This is a genomic window from Chryseobacterium sp. SORGH_AS_0447, assembly GCF_030818695.1.
Lineage (GTDB): Bacteria > Bacteroidota > Bacteroidia > Flavobacteriales > Weeksellaceae > Chryseobacterium.
In genome coordinates, this window is record NZ_JAUTAR010000001.1 from 383,933 (window position 1) to 400,627 (window position 16,695).

Annotated in this window: 21 protein-coding genes; 6 read left to right on the forward strand and 15 right to left on the reverse strand. The window is 43.9% G+C overall.

Going from position 1 to position 16,695, the window contains the following annotated elements; translation table 11 throughout:
* Positions 1-61: 61 nt before the first annotated feature.
* Positions 62-829 (forward strand): succinate dehydrogenase/fumarate reductase iron-sulfur subunit, encoded by a 768-nt coding sequence (locus tag QE422_RS01810; protein WP_307454696.1) that lies wholly within the window; start codon positions 62-64, stop codon positions 827-829.
* Positions 830-859: 30 nt separating this feature from the next.
* Positions 860-1,864, forward strand: coding sequence for an SDR family NAD(P)-dependent oxidoreductase (locus tag QE422_RS01815; RefSeq protein ID WP_307454698.1), 1,005 nt, complete (start codon positions 860-862; stop codon positions 1,862-1,864).
* Positions 1,865-1,867: 3 nt separating this feature from the next.
* Here QE422_RS01815 and QE422_RS01820 read toward each other — a convergent pair whose 3' ends face one another.
* The 9 genes from QE422_RS01820 to QE422_RS01860 form a co-directional block, all read right to left on the reverse strand.
* Positions 1,868-2,239 (reverse strand): hypothetical protein, encoded by a 372-nt coding sequence (locus QE422_RS01820; RefSeq protein ID WP_307454700.1) that lies wholly within the window; start codon positions 2,237-2,239, stop codon positions 1,868-1,870.
* A 189-nt stretch (positions 2,240-2,428) separates the two neighbouring features.
* Complete coding sequence (locus tag QE422_RS01825) at positions 2,429-3,445, reverse strand: KGG domain-containing protein (RefSeq protein WP_307454701.1); 1,017 nt, start codon at positions 3,443-3,445, stop codon at positions 2,429-2,431.
* 176 nt (positions 3,446-3,621) lie between these two features.
* Entirely contained in the window at positions 3,622-4,218 is a 597-nt protein-coding gene (locus tag QE422_RS01830; protein ID WP_307454704.1) for a Crp/Fnr family transcriptional regulator, read from the reverse strand.
* Between the two features lie 54 nt (positions 4,219-4,272).
* Positions 4,273-4,680 (reverse strand): cytochrome C, encoded by a 408-nt coding sequence (locus QE422_RS01835; RefSeq protein ID WP_307454705.1) that lies wholly within the window; start codon positions 4,678-4,680, stop codon positions 4,273-4,275.
* A 12-nt stretch (positions 4,681-4,692) separates the two neighbouring features.
* Positions 4,693-4,953: a hypothetical protein gene (locus QE422_RS01840; protein WP_307454707.1), complete on the reverse strand. Its 261-nt coding sequence runs from the start codon at positions 4,951-4,953 to the stop codon at positions 4,693-4,695.
* A gap of 2 nt (positions 4,954-4,955) precedes the next feature.
* Positions 4,956-5,957, reverse strand: a complete 1,002-nt coding sequence (locus QE422_RS01845) for a cbb3-type cytochrome c oxidase subunit II (RefSeq protein WP_307454708.1) — start codon at positions 5,955-5,957, stop codon at positions 4,956-4,958.
* A gap of 8 nt (positions 5,958-5,965) precedes the next feature.
* Positions 5,966-7,717, reverse strand: coding sequence for a cbb3-type cytochrome c oxidase subunit I (locus tag QE422_RS01850; protein ID WP_307454710.1), 1,752 nt, complete (start codon positions 7,715-7,717; stop codon positions 5,966-5,968).
* 130 nt (positions 7,718-7,847) lie between these two features.
* The gene (locus QE422_RS01855) at positions 7,848-8,066 is read right to left on the reverse strand and encodes a hypothetical protein (protein WP_307454712.1); all 219 of its coding nucleotides are present in this window, start codon (positions 8,064-8,066) and stop codon (positions 7,848-7,850) included.
* A gap of 183 nt (positions 8,067-8,249) precedes the next feature.
* Positions 8,250-8,855: a hypothetical protein gene (locus QE422_RS01860; RefSeq protein ID WP_307454713.1), complete on the reverse strand. Its 606-nt coding sequence runs from the start codon at positions 8,853-8,855 to the stop codon at positions 8,250-8,252.
* A gap of 201 nt (positions 8,856-9,056) precedes the next feature.
* Between QE422_RS01860 and QE422_RS01865 the strand changes: the two genes are divergently transcribed.
* The 4 genes from QE422_RS01865 (at position 9,057) to QE422_RS01880 (ending at position 12,310) form a co-directional block, all read left to right on the forward strand.
* A complete protein-coding gene (locus QE422_RS01865; protein WP_307454716.1) occupies positions 9,057-9,455 on the forward strand; it encodes a low affinity iron permease family protein in 399 nt (132 codons plus the stop codon).
* 68 nt (positions 9,456-9,523) lie between these two features.
* Complete coding sequence (locus QE422_RS01870) at positions 9,524-10,042, forward strand: CinA family protein (RefSeq protein ID WP_307454718.1); 519 nt, start codon at positions 9,524-9,526, stop codon at positions 10,040-10,042.
* 30 nt (positions 10,043-10,072) lie between these two features.
* A complete protein-coding gene (locus QE422_RS01875) occupies positions 10,073-10,825 on the forward strand; it encodes an SDR family oxidoreductase (protein ID WP_307454720.1) in 753 nt (250 codons plus the stop codon).
* 9 nt (positions 10,826-10,834) lie between these two features.
* A complete protein-coding gene (locus QE422_RS01880) occupies positions 10,835-12,310 on the forward strand; it encodes an alpha-amylase (RefSeq protein ID WP_307454722.1) in 1,476 nt (491 codons plus the stop codon).
* On the opposite strand, the gene QE422_RS01885 is transcribed toward QE422_RS01880, so the two are convergent.
* The 6 genes from QE422_RS01885 to QE422_RS01910 all read right to left on the reverse strand — a co-directional run bounded on the left by QE422_RS01885 (position 12,311) and on the right by QE422_RS01910 (position 16,694).
* The gene (locus QE422_RS01885) at positions 12,311-12,712 is read right to left on the reverse strand and encodes a hypothetical protein (RefSeq protein WP_307454725.1); all 402 of its coding nucleotides are present in this window, start codon (positions 12,710-12,712) and stop codon (positions 12,311-12,313) included.
* Positions 12,702-12,983 carry a hypothetical protein gene (locus tag QE422_RS01890; RefSeq protein ID WP_307454726.1) on the reverse strand — a complete coding sequence of 94 codons (282 nt, stop codon included), beginning with the start codon at positions 12,981-12,983 and terminating at the stop codon, positions 12,702-12,704. The genes QE422_RS01885 and QE422_RS01890 overlap by 11 nt, the downstream gene beginning before the upstream one ends.
* A gap of 139 nt (positions 12,984-13,122) precedes the next feature.
* Entirely contained in the window at positions 13,123-14,847 is a 1,725-nt protein-coding gene (locus tag QE422_RS01895) for a hypothetical protein (protein ID WP_307454729.1), read from the reverse strand.
* A gap of 219 nt (positions 14,848-15,066) precedes the next feature.
* Complete coding sequence (locus tag QE422_RS01900) at positions 15,067-15,819, reverse strand: metallophosphoesterase family protein (RefSeq protein WP_307454731.1); 753 nt, start codon at positions 15,817-15,819, stop codon at positions 15,067-15,069.
* Between the two features lie 3 nt (positions 15,820-15,822).
* A complete protein-coding gene (locus tag QE422_RS01905) occupies positions 15,823-16,152 on the reverse strand; it encodes a hypothetical protein (protein ID WP_307454733.1) in 330 nt (109 codons plus the stop codon).
* Entirely contained in the window at positions 16,152-16,694 is a 543-nt protein-coding gene (locus QE422_RS01910; RefSeq protein WP_307462264.1) for an RNA 2'-phosphotransferase, read from the reverse strand. Before QE422_RS01910 ends, QE422_RS01905 begins: the two co-directional genes overlap by 1 nt.
* Between the last annotated feature and the right edge of the window lies 1 nt (position 16,695).

Here is a 16,695-nt window from a genome sequence, read left to right on the forward strand (position 1 = left end):
CGTCTCATAAAACCTTCAGCTTTTTTAAGCGTATTTTTAAATAAACCAATCAAAATAGGGTATGAATACACGAAAAAACCTGAACCTGACTTTAAAAATCTGGAGACAGAAAAACAGAAAAACCAAAGGCCGGTTTGAAATCTATAAAGTTTCGGATATTTCTACCGATGCCTCTTTTCTGGAAATGCTGGATATTCTGAACGAACAGCTGATCCGGGAAGACAAGGAACCGATAGCCTTCGACCATGACTGCCGGGAAGGCATCTGCGGAATGTGTTCTTTATACATCAACGGGCGGGCACACGGGCCGGATACAGGCATTACCACCTGCCAGCTTCATATGCGGATGTTCAGCGACGGAGAAACCATTGTTATCGAACCATGGAGGAGCATCGCTTTCCCCGTTATCAAAGACCTGATTACCGACCGGAGTGCTTTCGACAGGATTATGGCGGCCGGAGGATTTATTTCGGTAAATACTTCAGGAAATACCCTGGATGCCAACGCCATTCCCGTTCCCAAAGAAGACGCCGATAAGGCCATGGATGCCTCTTCCTGCATCAGCTGCGGGGCCTGTGTAGCCTGCTGCCCGAATGGTGCCGCCATGCTTTTTGTAGGAGCCAAGGTTTCCCATTTTGCTCTTCTCCCACAAGGTAAAGTAGAAGCTAAAAGAAGGGTACTGAACATGGTGCAGGCCATGGATGAAGAAGGCTTTGGCAACTGTTCGGTAATCGGAGCCTGCGAAGTGGAATGCCCGAAGAAGATTTCCCTGGATAATATTTCGAGAATGAACAGGGAATATATGTCGGCCTGGCTTGATACCAAATAGTCCGGAAGGGAAATCCTTTAATTTTATACAATGGTTTTGGTAACGGGAGCAACGGGAATTTTGGGCAGGGTCATTGTTTTGGAGCTTCTGAAACAGGGGAAAAAAGTACGTGCTGCCAAAAGGGAATCCAGTGATCTGGAAGACGTGCGGAAATCTTTCGCCTATTATACCGATAATCCGGACGGTCTTTTCAATGCGATTGAGTGGACAGATACCGATCTGAATGATAAAAACAGCATCGGTCATGCGCTGCAAGGCATTTCCGAAGTGTACCACTGTGCTGCAAAGGTCAGCTATGATCCTGCCGACCGGGAAAAAGCAGAACAGGTGAATGTTGCCGGGACAGAAAATATGCTGGAGTGCTGCCTGGAAGCTGCGGTACATAAATTCCTGTATGTAAGTTCGGCCATTGTTTTTGCAAAAGAAAAAGAAGACGGGCTGATCCATGAAAGTTCAGCGATGATCAGTGGTAAAGAAGCGACAGTCTATGCCGCTTCGAAATGTAAGGCTGATACTGCTGTATTCGAGGCTTTCCATAAGGGAATGAATACGGTAATTATCAATCCGGGGATGATCATCGGAAGCGGGAACTGGAAGAACAGCAGCGGAGAATTTCTCCGTACTTTCATGAACGGATTTTACACCTTTTCAGGAGGCACAGGCTGCGCCGATGTAAGGGATGTTGCCGCCATTGCCATCCGGCTGATGGACGAAAACAGATTCGGGGAGCGTTACCTCATCAGCTCCGAAAACAAGACTTACAGAGAATTATCTGCCATTATTACGGAAAGAGTACAAAAAACAAAACCCGTTGTGCTCTCGAAACCTCTTTTAACGGTCGGCCGTATACTGAATATCCTGACTTTCCGCTCGATTCCTTTCTTACGGTTGCTGACCCGCCCTAACATAGCTTTTTTAACTTCTTTCCAGGGAATCTCGAATCATAAAGTGGTCTCTGCACTGGAGTATGAATTTATCCCTGTCGAAGAAAGCCTTATTTTCCATATTAGCAATTATCTCAGTGAAAAAAGCTGAATCCTATTTCTCTTTTGCACGGACGATGTAGTATATCCAACAGACAAAAAATACCAGCTGAAGGGCTCCGTCGATAAGATAGACCCATCTGATTTCCCTGCTGAAATAATAATAGACATCAATTACAAGAAGCCCTATACAGCATATCATCATTGCAAGGACTATAATAAAATTTCTTTTATTGCTGAAGGTTAGATAGACAAGCAGAAGACAGTACGGCAAAAGCAGAACACTTACTGTTTTTACCAGCCAGATGTCCGTTTTCTGGCCGGTTACGTTCATAAAGCTTTCGATATGCACCACAGGCCATACCGCCGTGATGAAATAATAAACAGCCTGGCTGAACGGAAAAATTTTAATCTTTTCACTCATCATTAAAAGAAAAAAGCCATATGAAATATAGCTTTACAACATTAATCTTTGTATTCCGCATCAGGAGAACCGATTTTTGGCAATGTGTACGCCTGTAAATGCCTTTTCCTGTGCGAATTAATTTTTCAGCTAAAAAGCGATTACCTCTTTTGAACACAAAAAAAAGAGGTAATCTAAAGTATCAACTATGAACTATGAATTTCGACCGCGTCCTGAGCCTGATCCCGAAGACCTTCCGCCTCCGTGGGATGCCTGACCGCCCATTCTGGCGATTCTTGTACGTTCGGCCTTGCTCATGGAAGCAAATCCTCTTCTTGAGGTACCGTTTCCGGAACCTGAGCCGCCGCCATTACCGCCTGAACCTGAATTAGATCCTCTTCCTCTTCCGGAACCCCCTGATCCTGATCCACCGCGGGAACCTCCGCCGCCTGAGCCTGATCCTGATCCTGAAGATCTTCCGCCTCCGTGGGATGCCTGGCCTCCCATTCTGGCAATTCTTGTACGTTCTTCTTTGCTCATGGAAGCAAACCCCCTTCTTGAGGTACCGTTTCCGGAACCTGAGCCGCCGCCATTACCGCCTGAACCTGAGTTAGAGCCTCTTCCTCTTCCGGAGCCGCCTGAGCCTGATCCGCCACGGGAACCCCCGCCGCCTGAGCCTGATCCCGAAGACCTTCCGCCTCCGTGGAAAGCCTCGCCGCCCATCCTGGCAATTCTCGTACGTTCTTCTTTACTCATTGCAGCAAATCCTCTTCTTGAATTGCCGTTTCCGGAACCCGATCTGCCGCCATTGCCGCCCGAACCTGAATTGGAACCTCTTCCTCTTCCGGATCCTCCCGATCCGGAGCCGCCACGGGAACCTCTTCCGGAATTTCCGCCGGAAGTAAATCTTCCCTGGCCATCTCTCTGCTGATTGCCGTTGTTTCCTCTGCCATCTTCGTCGTCCTCATCTTCATCATCGTAGTCTTCGTCGTCATAATCTTCGTCATCATCGTAATCTTCATCATCGTAGTCCTCGTCGTTATAATCATCATCATCGTATTCGTCTTCAAAATAATCCTCATAATCTGAGAAATCGTCATCATAATCCTCGTCCTGGGATGCATCATTAAATCCGTGGTCGTACCCTAACTGATAAACTTCTTCAAAGGTTGACCTCTCACTGGAGGAACTGTTTCCTGAATTTCGTCTTCCTGAGTTTTTAGTGCTCATAACTAAATTTTTTTTAATTAATATTTTGGTGATTGCTTACGGATGCCTGATTGTATTTGCCTCCGTAAAAGTTTGATTTTATATCTGGAACCGTGTTACTTGTATCGAATGACCTGTAAAAGAATGATAAGCTAATTTATCATCTTTATCAGCGCTCTTTTATGATATGCATCATATCAATAGAAAATTTTACGGTCTTTTATCATTACAATATTGTTTTTCTCCATCAGTTTTATAGCCCGTATGGCCGTTTCCACACAGATGCCCGTAAGATTGGCCAGCTGCTGCCTCGTAAGCGGTACTTTAAAAGAAAACGGTTCCTGCTTCTTCTGATTGTACTTGAGGTAGCTCATGACCCCGATAAGCCGGTCTGCAGGATTCTGCGAAGAATTTTTCTGAAGCATGACATACTGATAATACAGAAGATCGGACATGGAAAGACATACATTCCTGTAAAGTTTCGGATAGATATCCAGCATGCTGAAAAAATTTTCCTTGCACAAACGCATCACGGTACAATGGGTTAAAGCCGTTGCACTCATCGGGTATGGTTTCTCAAGAAATAACAAGGCTTCGCCAAAACACTGCCCTTCGGACTTGATGCTTTGTATAAATTCTTTGCCGTCTTCCGTAAAATTATTTAGTTTGATCTGGCCTTCTATAATCTGATAGAAATATAAAGGCGAGTTCCCCTCGTGGAAAATAATTGTTCCCGCACTGTACTCTCTAATCTCTGCGCCTGCGGAGAGTAAATAATTTTCGTTGATAACCATAATAGCTGTTTTTAGATTATAATTCTATTGAGTTCTTCGTATTTCTGGGATCCTTTACTGGACATTGGCACTGGTGATTTCGTAATACAGGGCCCAGCCTGCAAAAAGAATCACGATAATCCATATCCAAAAAGGGATCGTCTTCGGAGTTTCACTTCCGGTAATGAGGAAGCTTTTCTGGTTTCCTTTATCGTATGCATTGATCATTAAGGATAAAGTTCCGTCCACCACATCTTTGTTTTTTAATCCTTCAATCCGGATGGCGGGCCCGTTGGCTACCGTAAAATAAATCTTGCGGATGCCTTCCCTTCCCGTCGGCGAATGGCTTACAATGGTAAGAAGATGTTCCCCGTCCGTCAGTTTCCGGGTATCCAGATCAAAAACAATGGGAGTGTCCAGCTCTGCAATGGGCACCGGCTCTTCATCTACAAAAAGAAAAACCTTACTGCTGTCTTTAGTCATACGTTTTTATTTTCATTGTAAAAAGGAATGCTTGATGTGGTCTTTACTTTTCTCACCCGGCTGTACGAGATACTTCACCGTATAGTAAAAGGCGACCAGCGTTATCAGTATCACAATTCCTACGATAAACCAGTCCCAGTCGCTTTCCGGACCTACACCATGGGTAAGGTCTTTCGTGATTTCAGGCTGCTGGCTCTTGCATGCGTCGCAGGCTGAAATATATGTTGCTGCAAGCATGAGAACCGCAGTCAGTATTTTTTTTAATTTTTCCATATCTATTTTATTTTATCCATAATTACTTTTACTTCTTCCAGTGTCACTTTTTTGGCGTTATTGCCCCAGCTCGTCCTTTCATGATTGATCACTGCGGTAACGTCTTCCGGTGTAAAGTTCGCATTGGTTCCTACCGGAGGCATGGTGGCAAATTCCGGACGGGGGTCGTACCCTTTCATAATGATCGTTACGTAAAGTTCAAGATCGCCGCCGGTAACGACAGGGCTTCCTTTCAACGGCGGGAATGCACCGGGAACCCCTTCCCCGTTGGCCTGATGGCACGATGCACAGTTGGCCGTAAACAATTCCCCGCCATCCGGCAGGTTTCCGCCACCGGAACCTCCGCCGCCCTCTTCTTTTTTAGGCTGCTTGTACAGAAATTCCGGAACAATCGATTTATCGGTATAATCGGTCTGCTTCAGAGATTTGAGGTACGCAACCAGCTGCAAAGCCTTCGGAGTAGCCACTATTTTTTTTCTTTTGTTCTTTAAAAACCGTTCAGGCACCTTTACTTCTACATCTCCCGGCTGCAGATAATCCCTTTCGATAAAAAGAAATTCATAGGAAGGCATAATTGATGCTTCAATGGCTGCTCTCGGGTTGAAGAGGTGGATCAGGTGCCACTCTGCGCTCGGCTGCCGTTCCCCTACACTCGTCAGGTCCGGCCCTGCCCTTTGCGTACCCATGAGATTGGCGGTATTTCTCCAGAAGTCCGTTCTTCTGTTTATCGCATAATCTGCCGGGATGCTCGGTCTTTTCCCGAATACATTATCCATTTCCACATTTCTTACCTGCTGGGTATGGCAGGCTACACATCCGTTTTCGATGTACACCATTTTTCCGGCCCTCTCCTCTTTTGTCAGGACTTTGGCCTGCCTGGGCAACGGCTGGTTGATCGCCTGGTTTTCCATGGCTGGAATAATGGCAATGTAAAACGTAAGGAAAAGAAAAAGGCCAAGTGCCGCCCCGAAAAGGATCCTGTGATCATTTAATAGCCTCATCATTCAAATTTTTAAGAATTAAACTCTGTATTTCCAAACTGTCTTTTGGCAGCCAATACTTCGGCGGGAGTCTTTGGAACCCGTACACTTTCTTTCTTCCGGACCATGCAGTAGAAGTTGTAAGCAAAAATGAGATGGGAAATCCACATGAAAGTGCCTCCGATAGCCCTCCAGAGCCAAAACGGGAACATATTGATCACTCCGTCTATGAAAGGCTTTTTCTTCATCCACATCAGACCAGTCTCGGTACCGCCGATCATTAAGGCAATCACGTACATCAGCAGACCGATCAGCGCCAGCCAGAAATGGATCCCCACCAGCAATTTAGGAGGTTCTTTTCCGGTAAGCCTCGGGATCAGGGTGTAGGAGAATGCCCAGATCATAAAGGTGATGATCCCGTACATCGTTAAATGCGAATGGGAAACCGTAAAGTCCGTGAAATGCCAGAGCAGATTGGTATACCTGAATGCTTCCACAGTTCCCTGTAATGATCCTGTGAAGTAAAAGATAATCGACATAAAATAAAAAGGCAGCGTATAGCTTGTTTTAAGCTGGTACCAGGCTCCGTTGAAGGTCATAATAAAATTGGTTGTTCCTGCCGCAACGGGAATCAGCATTCCGACACTGGCGATAATGGCTGTTGTCTGAAGTCTCCACGGGATGGCACTGAATATGAAATGGTGGGTCCCGATTAAAGTATAAAAGAACGTATGCGACCAGAATGCCAGTGCGCCAAGGCTGTAAGAGTAAATGGGCTTATTCAGCTGCTGGGGAAGAAAATAATACATAAGCCCAAGATTGATCATCATAAACCACATTCCGATCGCCTGGTGCATATAATATCCCTGGGTAATGGTTTCCCCGACACCGTTTTGCCATACCGGGATATAACCGACCAGAATCACGATGATGATAAACATAAATCCTGAAATCACATACCAGTTCGATATATAAATTTCTTTTACAATCCGTTTCACCACCGGCCTGAATAGGTTGTGTGTGGAAAAAGCTATCCCGATCCCGAAGGTAATCATGATTGGCCAGATGTATTCGCGATATTCTCCACCGCCATTATTCACGCCTGCCAACAGCGATATCGTTCCGGCAAGTACCGCAGCATTGATTAAAATTAAAGAAATATACCCCTGCCGGATGTTATAGTTCTCTACATTGCTTACCCGGGTTACGACGTAGTATGACAGGCCAACCATCGCCAGTGATGCCCAACCCCAAAATACGGCATTGGTATGCGCAGGACGAAGCCTTCCGAAGCTTAGCCAGCCCGTATGCTCTACGTCGGGGACAACATATTTTATTCCTGCATATAGCCCGAAGGTAGTCCCGATCACCAGCCATGCAATTGCCGTCCCCAAAAACCACAGGATCAACCGGGTAAGCTCCGGAGAGATGTACTTGATGAATGAAGAATTTCTTCTTTTGGTGGGGAAGATCCTGAACTCCTCAACGGAATTAATGTTGCGGATCACACCTTTTGTATCTGATGGCGGCAGGTTTCCCGATAGTTGGTTTTCAGGCTGGTCCTGCTCAGCTTCCCTTAGTTGTTTTTCGTACTCAGCGCGTTCTTCCGGCGAAAGATTCCACCGTTTTTTTTCGGCTTCAAGCCACTCCCTCTGCTTCAGAATATTGGAGTAAATAGATAAAAATTTCAGGACCACGATAACCAGTCCGGCAACGATGATGATTAGCATCAGTGCTAAAGTAAGCTGAATTCCGGTCTGATTAAACAATGGCGAGTCTGCCATAACAAAAATGAATATGGATTAATGATTAAACCTGATAAGAATTTCCTGAAGATCCCATTCCGCATGAGGATAGCATCATCCTGCGCTCCCGCAATTACGGAAACGTGTAAGGAAATGTATGTAAAATGGATTATCTGCTGTTTTTAATAGAATCGACATCGTAAGATGCACTGTCCATGGGCAATGTTTCATCACCGGTATCAGGAGTAACGGGAGCTGTTCCTGAAACCATGCTGTCTCCTGTATTGATGTTATCTGAATGGGTGGGCTGAGGCTGGGTCTGCTGCTGCTTGGTGCAACTGACGACAAGACTTCCTGCAAGTACTGCCAGTACAAATAGTGATTTCATAATATTAAATTTAGTGATAGTGTGTATTCAAAGGTATAGCTATGTAACAGGTTATTTTATGACTCCTATCATATAAAACATTTTTATGGTTAAATTTTTAATCAAGGATGATTTTAAATAAAAAAACTCCTCAAAGAAGAGGAGTTAAAGAAAAGTAAAATGGTCTGAAAAAAATTAATATGCCTATTTAAAATCCAGCAGCCCTTCGGCCAGAATTTTCCATTGAATTTTGCTGAATCCGAAGATTCCGCCTATCCCGATGAAGAAATTTCTTATCTTATCTGTAATGCCGACCTTGAAATTCGGTCTTTCGTTTCTTCCGTAGATGCCCGCTTTTAAGATATTGCCTTTTTTCGAGATCATGATGTTTGAGGTGGCTGCAGGGCTGTAAAAATGGGCAATATTTGATCTCCGCTTATTCGGTTCCTTTGAAGGCCGGCACATGATCAGGTAAGATTCGCTGCGTCCTGTGTCTCTGTGGGAGATATTGACGATCTCCACCCAATCGTATCCCTTTCCTTCTTTAGTTCCTGGGCCGGGAATCTCTATTCGTATAAAATCTCCTTTTTTAGGAATTCGGTCTATAGGTTCTCCCGAAGCATCAAAAAGCTTAAAATCTGCCGATGCTTTTCCACAGTAGTCCTTCCATTTATTAATGGAAAAAAAACGTTCTTTCAGTACATCAAATTTTGAATTTATTTCCAGGGATGTAAATTTCCTGGTACTTTCAGTATCATGGAATCCTCCTCTCTTCTGAAGGGGAACTCCCGGAATCTGTTTCGGCTTCATATTCTCTGCGTTGTAGTGTATTTACAAATTTACTTTCCACTGCTGTAAATAATTATGAGCAGAATCACAAGATCCGGCGTTCAATGCCTTCTTGATTCTAATCATACAATTTTCATTTATTAATTACGAAATTCGGTTTACTGATTCACAAAAAACTTCCGCCAATTCTGTTTTGTCATGGAAGAATGAAGCGTTATGAATATGAAAAAGAATTTTTTTGACAGGTTTTCAAATCGGGTATCGTGCTTTGCGGGAAGTGCCGAAGCTTTTATCGGCGCAGTTCTCATTGTCATTATCTGGGCTGCCATAGGCCCGCTGTTTGGGTTTTCCCAAATCTGGCAGCTCATCATCAATACAACGACTACCATCGTTACTTTTTTAATGGTTTTTCTTATTCAGAAAGCACAGAATAAAGATTCTAAAGCAATCCAGATTAAGCTGAACGAACTTATCACAACCCATGAAAAAGCCAGCAACCGGATGGTAGATATCGAAGACCTGACAGAAGCGGAACTGGACGAACTTCACAAGCTGTATGAGAAATTCGGAAAGGCCCGCGAAAAAAGAAAATCCGGGAATCAGGTAAAAGCAAAATTATAATATCAGCAATGGGGCTATTTTTTTAAGGTATTCCCTGAATTTTTTATGTACCACCAAAATATATTGATATGAACCTCCAGAAAGATTTATTAGAAAGTATCGGAAACTATCTGCAGGCATCCGAAGAAACCGTTGCTACCGCAGAGAGTGTTACTGCGGGGTTTTTACAGTTCTCTTTTTCGCAGATCAAAGACGCCTCGAAGATTTTCAAAGGCGGGATTACGGTTTACACCCTGAAAGAAAAAGTGAAATTTTTAGACATTGACGAAAAGGAAGCGGAAGCATGTGACTGTGTTTCGCAGAATATTTCGGATACCATGGCACTGAACGTTGCCAGATCATTCGGTACCGACTGGGGAATGGCCATTACAGGCTATGCTACCCCCGTCGAGGAATCGGATTTTAAATTATTTGCCTATTTCTCCTTTGCTTATAAAGGCGAGGTAGTCCTTTCCCGGAAAATGGACCTCAATGCCCGAAAAGACTCCATCAGCGCACAGCTGTGCTACAGCGAATTTATGCTGGAATGCCTGAAAGTTGAAATCGAAAATCAGCAGATCCGGCGGCAGGAGGAAGAAGAACATTAAAACCACCATCAACACCACAAAATATTATTTATGGAAAATTTACAGCTAAAAGACAAAAACGTATTCATTACGGGGGCTGCCAGCGGCATCGGAAAAGCAACGGCTCTGTTGTTTGCCAGAGAAGGTGCCCATATTTCCTTTATTCATTACCACGACAGGGAAAATGCGGAGACTACTGAAAACGAAATAAAAGCTTTGGGAAGGAAAGTCCTGTGCTTCGACGGGGACATCAATGATGTGGAATTTTGTGAAAATGCCGTAGAAAAAACCGTTTCGGAGTTCGGAGGCATCGATATTCTCATCAACAATGCCGGGACGCAGTTTCCGTCGGAAAGCATTACGGAACTGGAAGAAGAAGAGGTTAGAAAAACATTCAATTCCAATATTATCGGAATGATTTTGCTGACGAAAGCGGTATTTCCTTACCTTAAGCAGGGAAGTTCAATCATTAATACGACATCGGCTGTCGCTTATCTCGGTCACGAACAGTTGGTAGATTATTCGGCTACGAAAGGAGCTATTGTTTCCTTTACACGATCCCTGGCTTTGCAGGCCAAATCGAAGGGAATCCGCGTCAATGCCGTAGCACCCGGGCCTGTGGCAACACCGCTTACCGAAAAAACGTTCGGAGACGAGGAAGAAGATTACAGCAAGCCGCCACTGGAGCGTAATGCCTCTACCGATGAAATCGCGACCTGCTTTTTATTTTTGGCTACGGATGCTTCTGTACAAATGACCGGACAGGTGCTGCACCCCAACGGAGGATCGATTGTTAACGGATAAAATTAAGGAATGAACGGAGTTATAATACAATATTTCCACTGGTACCACCCTGGAAATTTATGGAACGAATTTGCTGACCGTGCAGCTTCTCTGAAAGAGCTTGGCTTTACAGCAGCCTGGCTTCCTCCGGCCACAAAATGTGAGCTTGGCAGGGAAGGAAGAGGATATGATGTTTATGATCTTTATGATTTAGGGGAATTTAATCAGAAAGATGGTATTCCCACCCGGTACGGCACACGGGATGAGTACCTGAATGCCATCAATAAAGCCCATGAAGCCGGTATTTCGGTATATGCCGATATTGTACTGAACCACAGGATGGGTGGTGATGAAGATGAACGGATTACCGTACACCAGGTAGATGAAGAAGACCGGAATAAAATAATTTCGGAACCTTTTCAGGTTTCTGCCTGCACGAAATTCACATTTCCCGGCAGAAATGGGAAATACTCGGATTTTATCTGGGATTACCGCTGCTTCAGCGGAATCGATGAGGTAAGGAAAGACGGTGAAAAGAAAACCGGAATCTTTAAAATCCATAATGATTACGGTACGGAATGGACAAATGCCGTAAGCCATCAGTTCGGCAATTACGATTACCTCATGGGAGCGGATGTGGAGTACAGAAACCCTCATGTGATCCAGGAAATGAAGAACTGGATCAAATGGTATATCGAAACCACGAAAGTAGACGGAATCCGCCTCGACGCGCTGAAGCATCTTTCCTCGGACTTCCTAAAGGAATGGATTACCTATATTAAAACGGAAGTAGATTCCGACTGTTTTGTGCTGGGGGAATTCTGGAAAGATGAAGCTGAAAAGATCATCTCTTTCTCCGATAAGATGAATGACCTGATCTCTTGCTTTGACGCACCGCTGCATTATAACTTTTTTAAAGCATCCGAAGAGGGTAAGGATTATGATCTCAGTAGGATTTTAAACGGAAGCTTTTTAGAACAAAAACCGGAATTTTCGGTTTCTTTTGTGGAAAATCATGACACCCAGCGGCTCCAGGCTCTGGAATCAACCGTTCAGGACTGGTTTAAGCCGCTGGCCTACGCCATTATTTTGCTTTCGGAACATGCCTATCCCTGCGTTTTTTATCCCGACCTCTTCGGAGCAGAATACACGGATGTAAAAGACGGTGAAGAAATAAAGGTTGTTATGCCTAAAATCGAAGTCTTACCGGCATTGCTTAAAGCCAGGCAGCAATTTGCGTATGGTGCACAGATCGATTACTTTGATCATCCTAATTGTATTGCCTGGGTGAGGAAAGGTAATGCAGAACATTCCGGATGCGTAGTGATCTTATCCAACAATGAGGAAGGTTGTAAAGAAATCGACCTAGGAAAAGAAAATGCCGGTTTGAAATTTACCGATTTTCTGGCGCAAAGAAAAGAGGAAATTACAACCGATGAACAAGGTAAAGCAGTTTTCCGGGCAGATGCCCGTTCGGTAAGTGTCTGGGTAAGATCTGACGTCTAATCAGGGTTGAGCATTCACAAGCAGCTCCTCCATATTACGGGTAATTTCATTGCAAGAAAAGCAGGCTTTGTTCCCGTCCTGGAAAAACCACCTGCATTGCCGCCGGATCGGGCAGAAAGATATTTCAGCAGTTTCAGAAACAGTAAGCTGCTGAACTTTGCCGGACAGGGAGCATTTCAACTCTTGCTCATCCCATTGGCCGCATCCTTTTTCAATGCATTTTCCCGTAAACCGGAACCTCTGCTCGAGGTTACCGTTGTTTTTAATAAACTCTTCAGTGACGGTAAGGGGTGTGATAAACTGCACCCTGCCGTCCTTATTTACCACTCCGAAAAGCTGTGTCCCAGCTTTTCCGATATAGCTGGGACACTTCTTTTGGGTACTGTTAGTCTCAGCCTCCATAATTTTTGATTTGGAGGTGAATGTCTGCCAGCTGTTTATTGAAATCGATTCCCGGTTTGAAAATAATAATACCCCATGGAAACCAGTCTTTTACCCGTAACGGTCTGATAAGTTCCTTAAAATTCCTGTGTGCTCCAAAGGCTTGGGTATTGTCTACTTTGGAAAGTTCGGAAAGAACGACATTCTGGATTCCCCGGTCGATATTCTTCAGCTGTTCGTCGGTAAGGTCAACACCTTCCAGCGAAACGAAAAATTGCTTTTTAGTGGCCATAATTTTTGGTTTTTATTGTTTTACTAAAGCAAATTTCGTTTGAAAATTAATAAAATCCCTCAGTAAAAACAACATTCCCCAACAGGGAAAACCCGGAAATTAAAGCCTGATTATCAACAAGTAAACTACATAAATAAAATTATAAAATTCTGTAAACGGGGTACTGCCTGAATGTCTTTCCCTCGAAATAAAGCGAATTCCTGTAGATCCAGTCCAGCTGAGCGGTACCATCTTCTGCAAACTTTTTATCCGAACCTTTTTTAGCCTCGAATTTCTGCTTCAGGCTTTTATCTTTTTTCAGGAGCTCTGCTGCCGTGTCTTCAAAGATATAGGCGGAATAATATTCTTTCTGAGCTAAAATTCCGTCGAAGAAATTCCAGTTGAAGAACGAATCCAGTGCTTCGGGCTCCAGGGTTTCGATGAGGTATTTTACACCTTCCTGACTGGTTGGCACCAGATAATCTCCCGCTGAAAACAGGATATTTTTATTTGAGTGCTCAACCGTCGTTTCAAAATGGGGATAATGTCCTTCGTAAGGGTTTTTAACGGTCCTGAAATCATTAATTGTATAGGATTCTACGGTAATGCTGCTGTCTTTCCGGATCGGCTTCATCCGGATGCCGTTTCTTTTGAGTTCTTCGATCACCCGGTACTGTGCCTGCGGAACGACATAATATTTCGGAATGGTAATAAAACCTGTCGGAACTGCCGTTGTAAACAGCTTTATATCATTCGTAAAGGGTTTCTTACGGTCGTAATACAGCCTCGGTTTCCCGGAAATTTCGCTTGGTTTGTATTTTCCTTCATAGCCTTTAAAATCCATAGTTGTGTATTTCGTGGAATCTATTTTCCAACGGATTCCGTAGGGCTCTCCGGCCTGGTACTGCTTCAGATTTTCCGTTCTCAGCTGCTTTATTTTCCGGTATTCTTTATCCAGGTTCTGCAGGTTGACCAGCATGTATTGGTAGGTGGCATCCACTCTTTTATCATACGGTTTCAGCATGTGGGTTTCCGGCATAGTCGACATGGCGTTGAACAGCGAAGCATACCCGGTGGAATACCTCGGCGAATCTTCGAAAGCGGCAAACCCGATGTCCGGGACATCCCCGTGGATATTGACGTACGGTGTACTTTCATAACCGATTTTCTTTAAATCTTCCAGATTTTTAGCCTGATAGGTATTGTAAAAGTAATTTCCAAGCACTTTGCCCAGCCGCTCCTTAAAGGTTGAAATATAGGTAAAAGTATACTGGTAATCAGCACCATTGCTCACATGGTTATCGATAAAGACATCCGGCTTCAGCCACTGGTAGATTTCCTGGAAACTCCTGGCATTTTTCGTATCGGCCTTAATGAAATCCCTGTTCAGATCAAAGTTCCTCGAATTTCCCCTGAATCCGTACGCTTCGGGCCCGTTCTGGTTGGCTCTGGAGAAAGAGCTGCGATTGAGCATTCCGCTGATGTTATAGGCAGCAATGGCAGCCACAATAAAGTTTTGAGGCTGGCTGATTTTCCCGGTGGCCAGATCCCGCATCAGCATCATGGTCGCATCAATTCCGTCCGGCTCACCGGGATGGATTCCGTTGTTGATGAAGAGTACCGCTTTGTCTTTTCTGAGTTCTTCTATTTTCTTTTCCGGAAACGGGTTGTAAAGCACGACATAGATCGGTTTCCCATTATCATCCTCCCCTTTTTTCAGGTATTGGATGGTCGGGAAATTTTTCGCCAGGTCCTGGTACCAGGCATTCATTTCGCCATAGGTGACGGTTTGGTTGCCGTTGCCTTTTTCAAAAAGGGTTTTGAAATTGTTCTGTGAAAATATAAATGATGATACAAGGAGGAATAGAAGCGCGTTCAGTTTCATTGATGCATGTTTGAGGCTTCAAAAGTACTTAAAGTTTTGGAAATGGGTTTGGACTGGAAGAGGAAAGCTGGAGGCTGGAAGTTTGGACGTGCTATTTACCACCCCGTCTCCGGCTTTAGCCGGAGCCACCCCTCCACAGGAGGGGAATTGCAATTAAGTATTGAAATTCAGTTCTTAAAGTTATAAAAATCCTCATTTCAATAGTTATGTGAAAGAATGCTATTTCACAGGTTTGATCTGATCTTTATTCCTTCCTTTTTCATCCGGATATAAAGACGGAAGCGGATCGCTCTGCCAGAATGCTTTGATATCGACATCCATAATGGTGAGAGATCCGGTAAAGGCCGCTCCGGTGTCCAGATTCCAGACATTTGCCTTGTTCACGGGCTCTTTGCTGCCGAGATGCAAGGTCGGCGTATGGCCGATGAAAATTTCGTTGTACAGCAGCAGCCTTTTAGGATAAAGTTTCGAATCTTTCGTCAACTTTTTATCCATCGCTACAGCGGTTTCCCACAATGTGCGGTCCCAGCGGTAATTGGTGGAATAGACTTCTTTATCTGGACCATGCATGGAAGAATAACCAGCATGGATAAACAGCCGGTTTTCTTTATCAACATAATAATTTTTCATCCGCTGAAAAAATTCCAGGTGTACTTCCAGTTCGTCCAGAGAATAAGCGAAGTAGCTGTCGACCGTACTTTTTCCACCGTTAAACAGCCAGACGTCTTCACTTTTTCCGAAAGAGAGCCAGTCTTCGCACCAGGCATCATGGTTGCCTTTGATGAAAATACATTCCTGTTTTTCGGAAAGTCCAATTAAAAACCGGATCACTTGGGAAGACTCGCTCCAGCCGTCGACATAATCGCCCAGGAAAATTAGGGTGTCATTCTCTGTCACCTGCGCTTTGTCCAAAACCTGTTCCAAGGCTTTAAAGCCTCCGTGGATATCGCCTATGGCTAATGTTCTTTTCATATTTTATCTCCAAACATTAAATTCGTACTTGATAAAATTCCGGGAGCAAAATTTTTTGACTTTTTGGACACCGTCTTCTCCGGAAAATTTTTTAATAAAGAATTCTTTTAAATCATTAAAAGAGGTTAGCCTCTTCAATAATTTAAATTTTATAGTGTTGATTTTATTGATTTCCAAATAATATTCATAATCAAAATCTCCGGTAATTTCTTTAATTATGCTTCCATGTTCACAACCGTAAATTATAATCTTACTATCAATTGAAACCGTAATTACAATATTCAGATGCTCTGTCTTTAAGCAGTATAATTCGAATACCAACTTATTTTTCATTATTTCAAAATATATTTGGCGTCCACAAAATCCGTCAGCCAGACGTTGTTTTCGGAAAGATAGAACGGGATCCCGGCTTCACGCATTTTTCCGGTTTCTATGGTTAAGATCACCGGCTTTCCGTGGCGCATCCCCACTTTGGTGGCAGTATCTTTATCCTGACTTAAATGAACATGCTGACGGCTTCTTTTCTCAATCCCGCTTTTCAGAATCGAAGGGATATTTGCTTCGGCTGTCCCGTGATAGAGGAATTCCGGCGGCTGTTGTGGCTGTAAAGCCAGATCAATATCGATCGAGTGTCCCTGATTCGCCCTGATCCTTGTTTTATCGTCGTTGAAAATAAATCTTTTCTTGTCATTGGTTTCCACCATTTCGATCAATTCTTCCAGCGTAAAGCTTCTTTCGTGCTTTGCGCACTTTTCCATCAGCTCATCCACCGCTGCCCAGCCGTTTTCATCCAGGGTCAGGTTGATCACTTCAGGTTTGTGTCTCAGAACCAGACTCAGAAATTTGCTGATTCTTTTTTTATGTTGTTCGTTTATG

Excerpts from the sequence above, each read along its gene's own strand:
- QE422_RS01830 (WP_307454704.1), bottom strand. The coding sequence starts at position 4,218 with ATGGTTATCAACGAAAATTATTTACTCTCCGCAGGCGCAGAGATTAGA.
- QE422_RS01895 (WP_307454729.1), bottom strand. The coding sequence starts at position 14,847 with ATGAAACTGAACGCGCTTCTATTCCTCCTTGTATCATCATTTATATTT.
- QE422_RS01845 (WP_307454708.1), bottom strand. The coding sequence starts at position 5,957 with ATGATGAGGCTATTAAATGATCACAGGATCCTTTTCGGGGCGGCACTT.
- QE422_RS01820 (WP_307454700.1), bottom strand. The coding sequence starts at position 2,239 with ATGATGAGTGAAAAGATTAAAATTTTTCCGTTCAGCCAGGCTGTTTAT.
- QE422_RS01850 (WP_307454710.1), bottom strand. The coding sequence starts at position 7,717 with ATGGCAGACTCGCCATTGTTTAATCAGACCGGAATTCAGCTTACTTTA.
- QE422_RS01900 (WP_307454731.1), bottom strand. The coding sequence starts at position 15,819 with ATGAAAAGAACATTAGCCATAGGCGATATCCACGGAGGCTTTAAAGCC.
- QE422_RS01840 (WP_307454707.1), bottom strand. The coding sequence starts at position 4,953 with ATGGAAAAATTAAAAAAAATACTGACTGCGGTTCTCATGCTTGCAGCA.
- QE422_RS01870 (WP_307454718.1), top strand. The coding sequence starts at position 9,524 with ATGAACCTCCAGAAAGATTTATTAGAAAGTATCGGAAACTATCTGCAG.
- QE422_RS01860 (WP_307454713.1), bottom strand. The coding sequence starts at position 8,855 with ATGAAGCCGAAACAGATTCCGGGAGTTCCCCTTCAGAAGAGAGGAGGA.
- QE422_RS01825 (WP_307454701.1), bottom strand. The coding sequence starts at position 3,445 with ATGAGCACTAAAAACTCAGGAAGACGAAATTCAGGAAACAGTTCCTCC.
- QE422_RS01835 (WP_307454705.1), bottom strand. The coding sequence starts at position 4,680 with ATGACTAAAGACAGCAGTAAGGTTTTTCTTTTTGTAGATGAAGAGCCG.
- QE422_RS01885 (WP_307454725.1), bottom strand. The coding sequence starts at position 12,712 with ATGGAGGCTGAGACTAACAGTACCCAAAAGAAGTGTCCCAGCTATATC.
- QE422_RS01815 (WP_307454698.1), top strand. The coding sequence starts at position 860 with ATGGTTTTGGTAACGGGAGCAACGGGAATTTTGGGCAGGGTCATTGTT.
- QE422_RS01855 (WP_307454712.1), bottom strand. The coding sequence starts at position 8,066 with ATGAAATCACTATTTGTACTGGCAGTACTTGCAGGAAGTCTTGTCGTC.
- QE422_RS01905 (WP_307454733.1), bottom strand. The coding sequence starts at position 16,152 with ATGAAAAATAAGTTGGTATTCGAATTATACTGCTTAAAGACAGAGCAT.
- QE422_RS01810 (WP_307454696.1), top strand. The coding sequence starts at position 62 with ATGAATACACGAAAAAACCTGAACCTGACTTTAAAAATCTGGAGACAG.
- QE422_RS01880 (WP_307454722.1), top strand. The coding sequence starts at position 10,835 with ATGAACGGAGTTATAATACAATATTTCCACTGGTACCACCCTGGAAAT.
- QE422_RS01890 (WP_307454726.1), bottom strand. The coding sequence starts at position 12,983 with ATGGCCACTAAAAAGCAATTTTTCGTTTCGCTGGAAGGTGTTGACCTT.
- QE422_RS01875 (WP_307454720.1), top strand. The coding sequence starts at position 10,073 with ATGGAAAATTTACAGCTAAAAGACAAAAACGTATTCATTACGGGGGCT.
- QE422_RS01865 (WP_307454716.1), top strand. The coding sequence starts at position 9,057 with ATGAAAAAGAATTTTTTTGACAGGTTTTCAAATCGGGTATCGTGCTTT.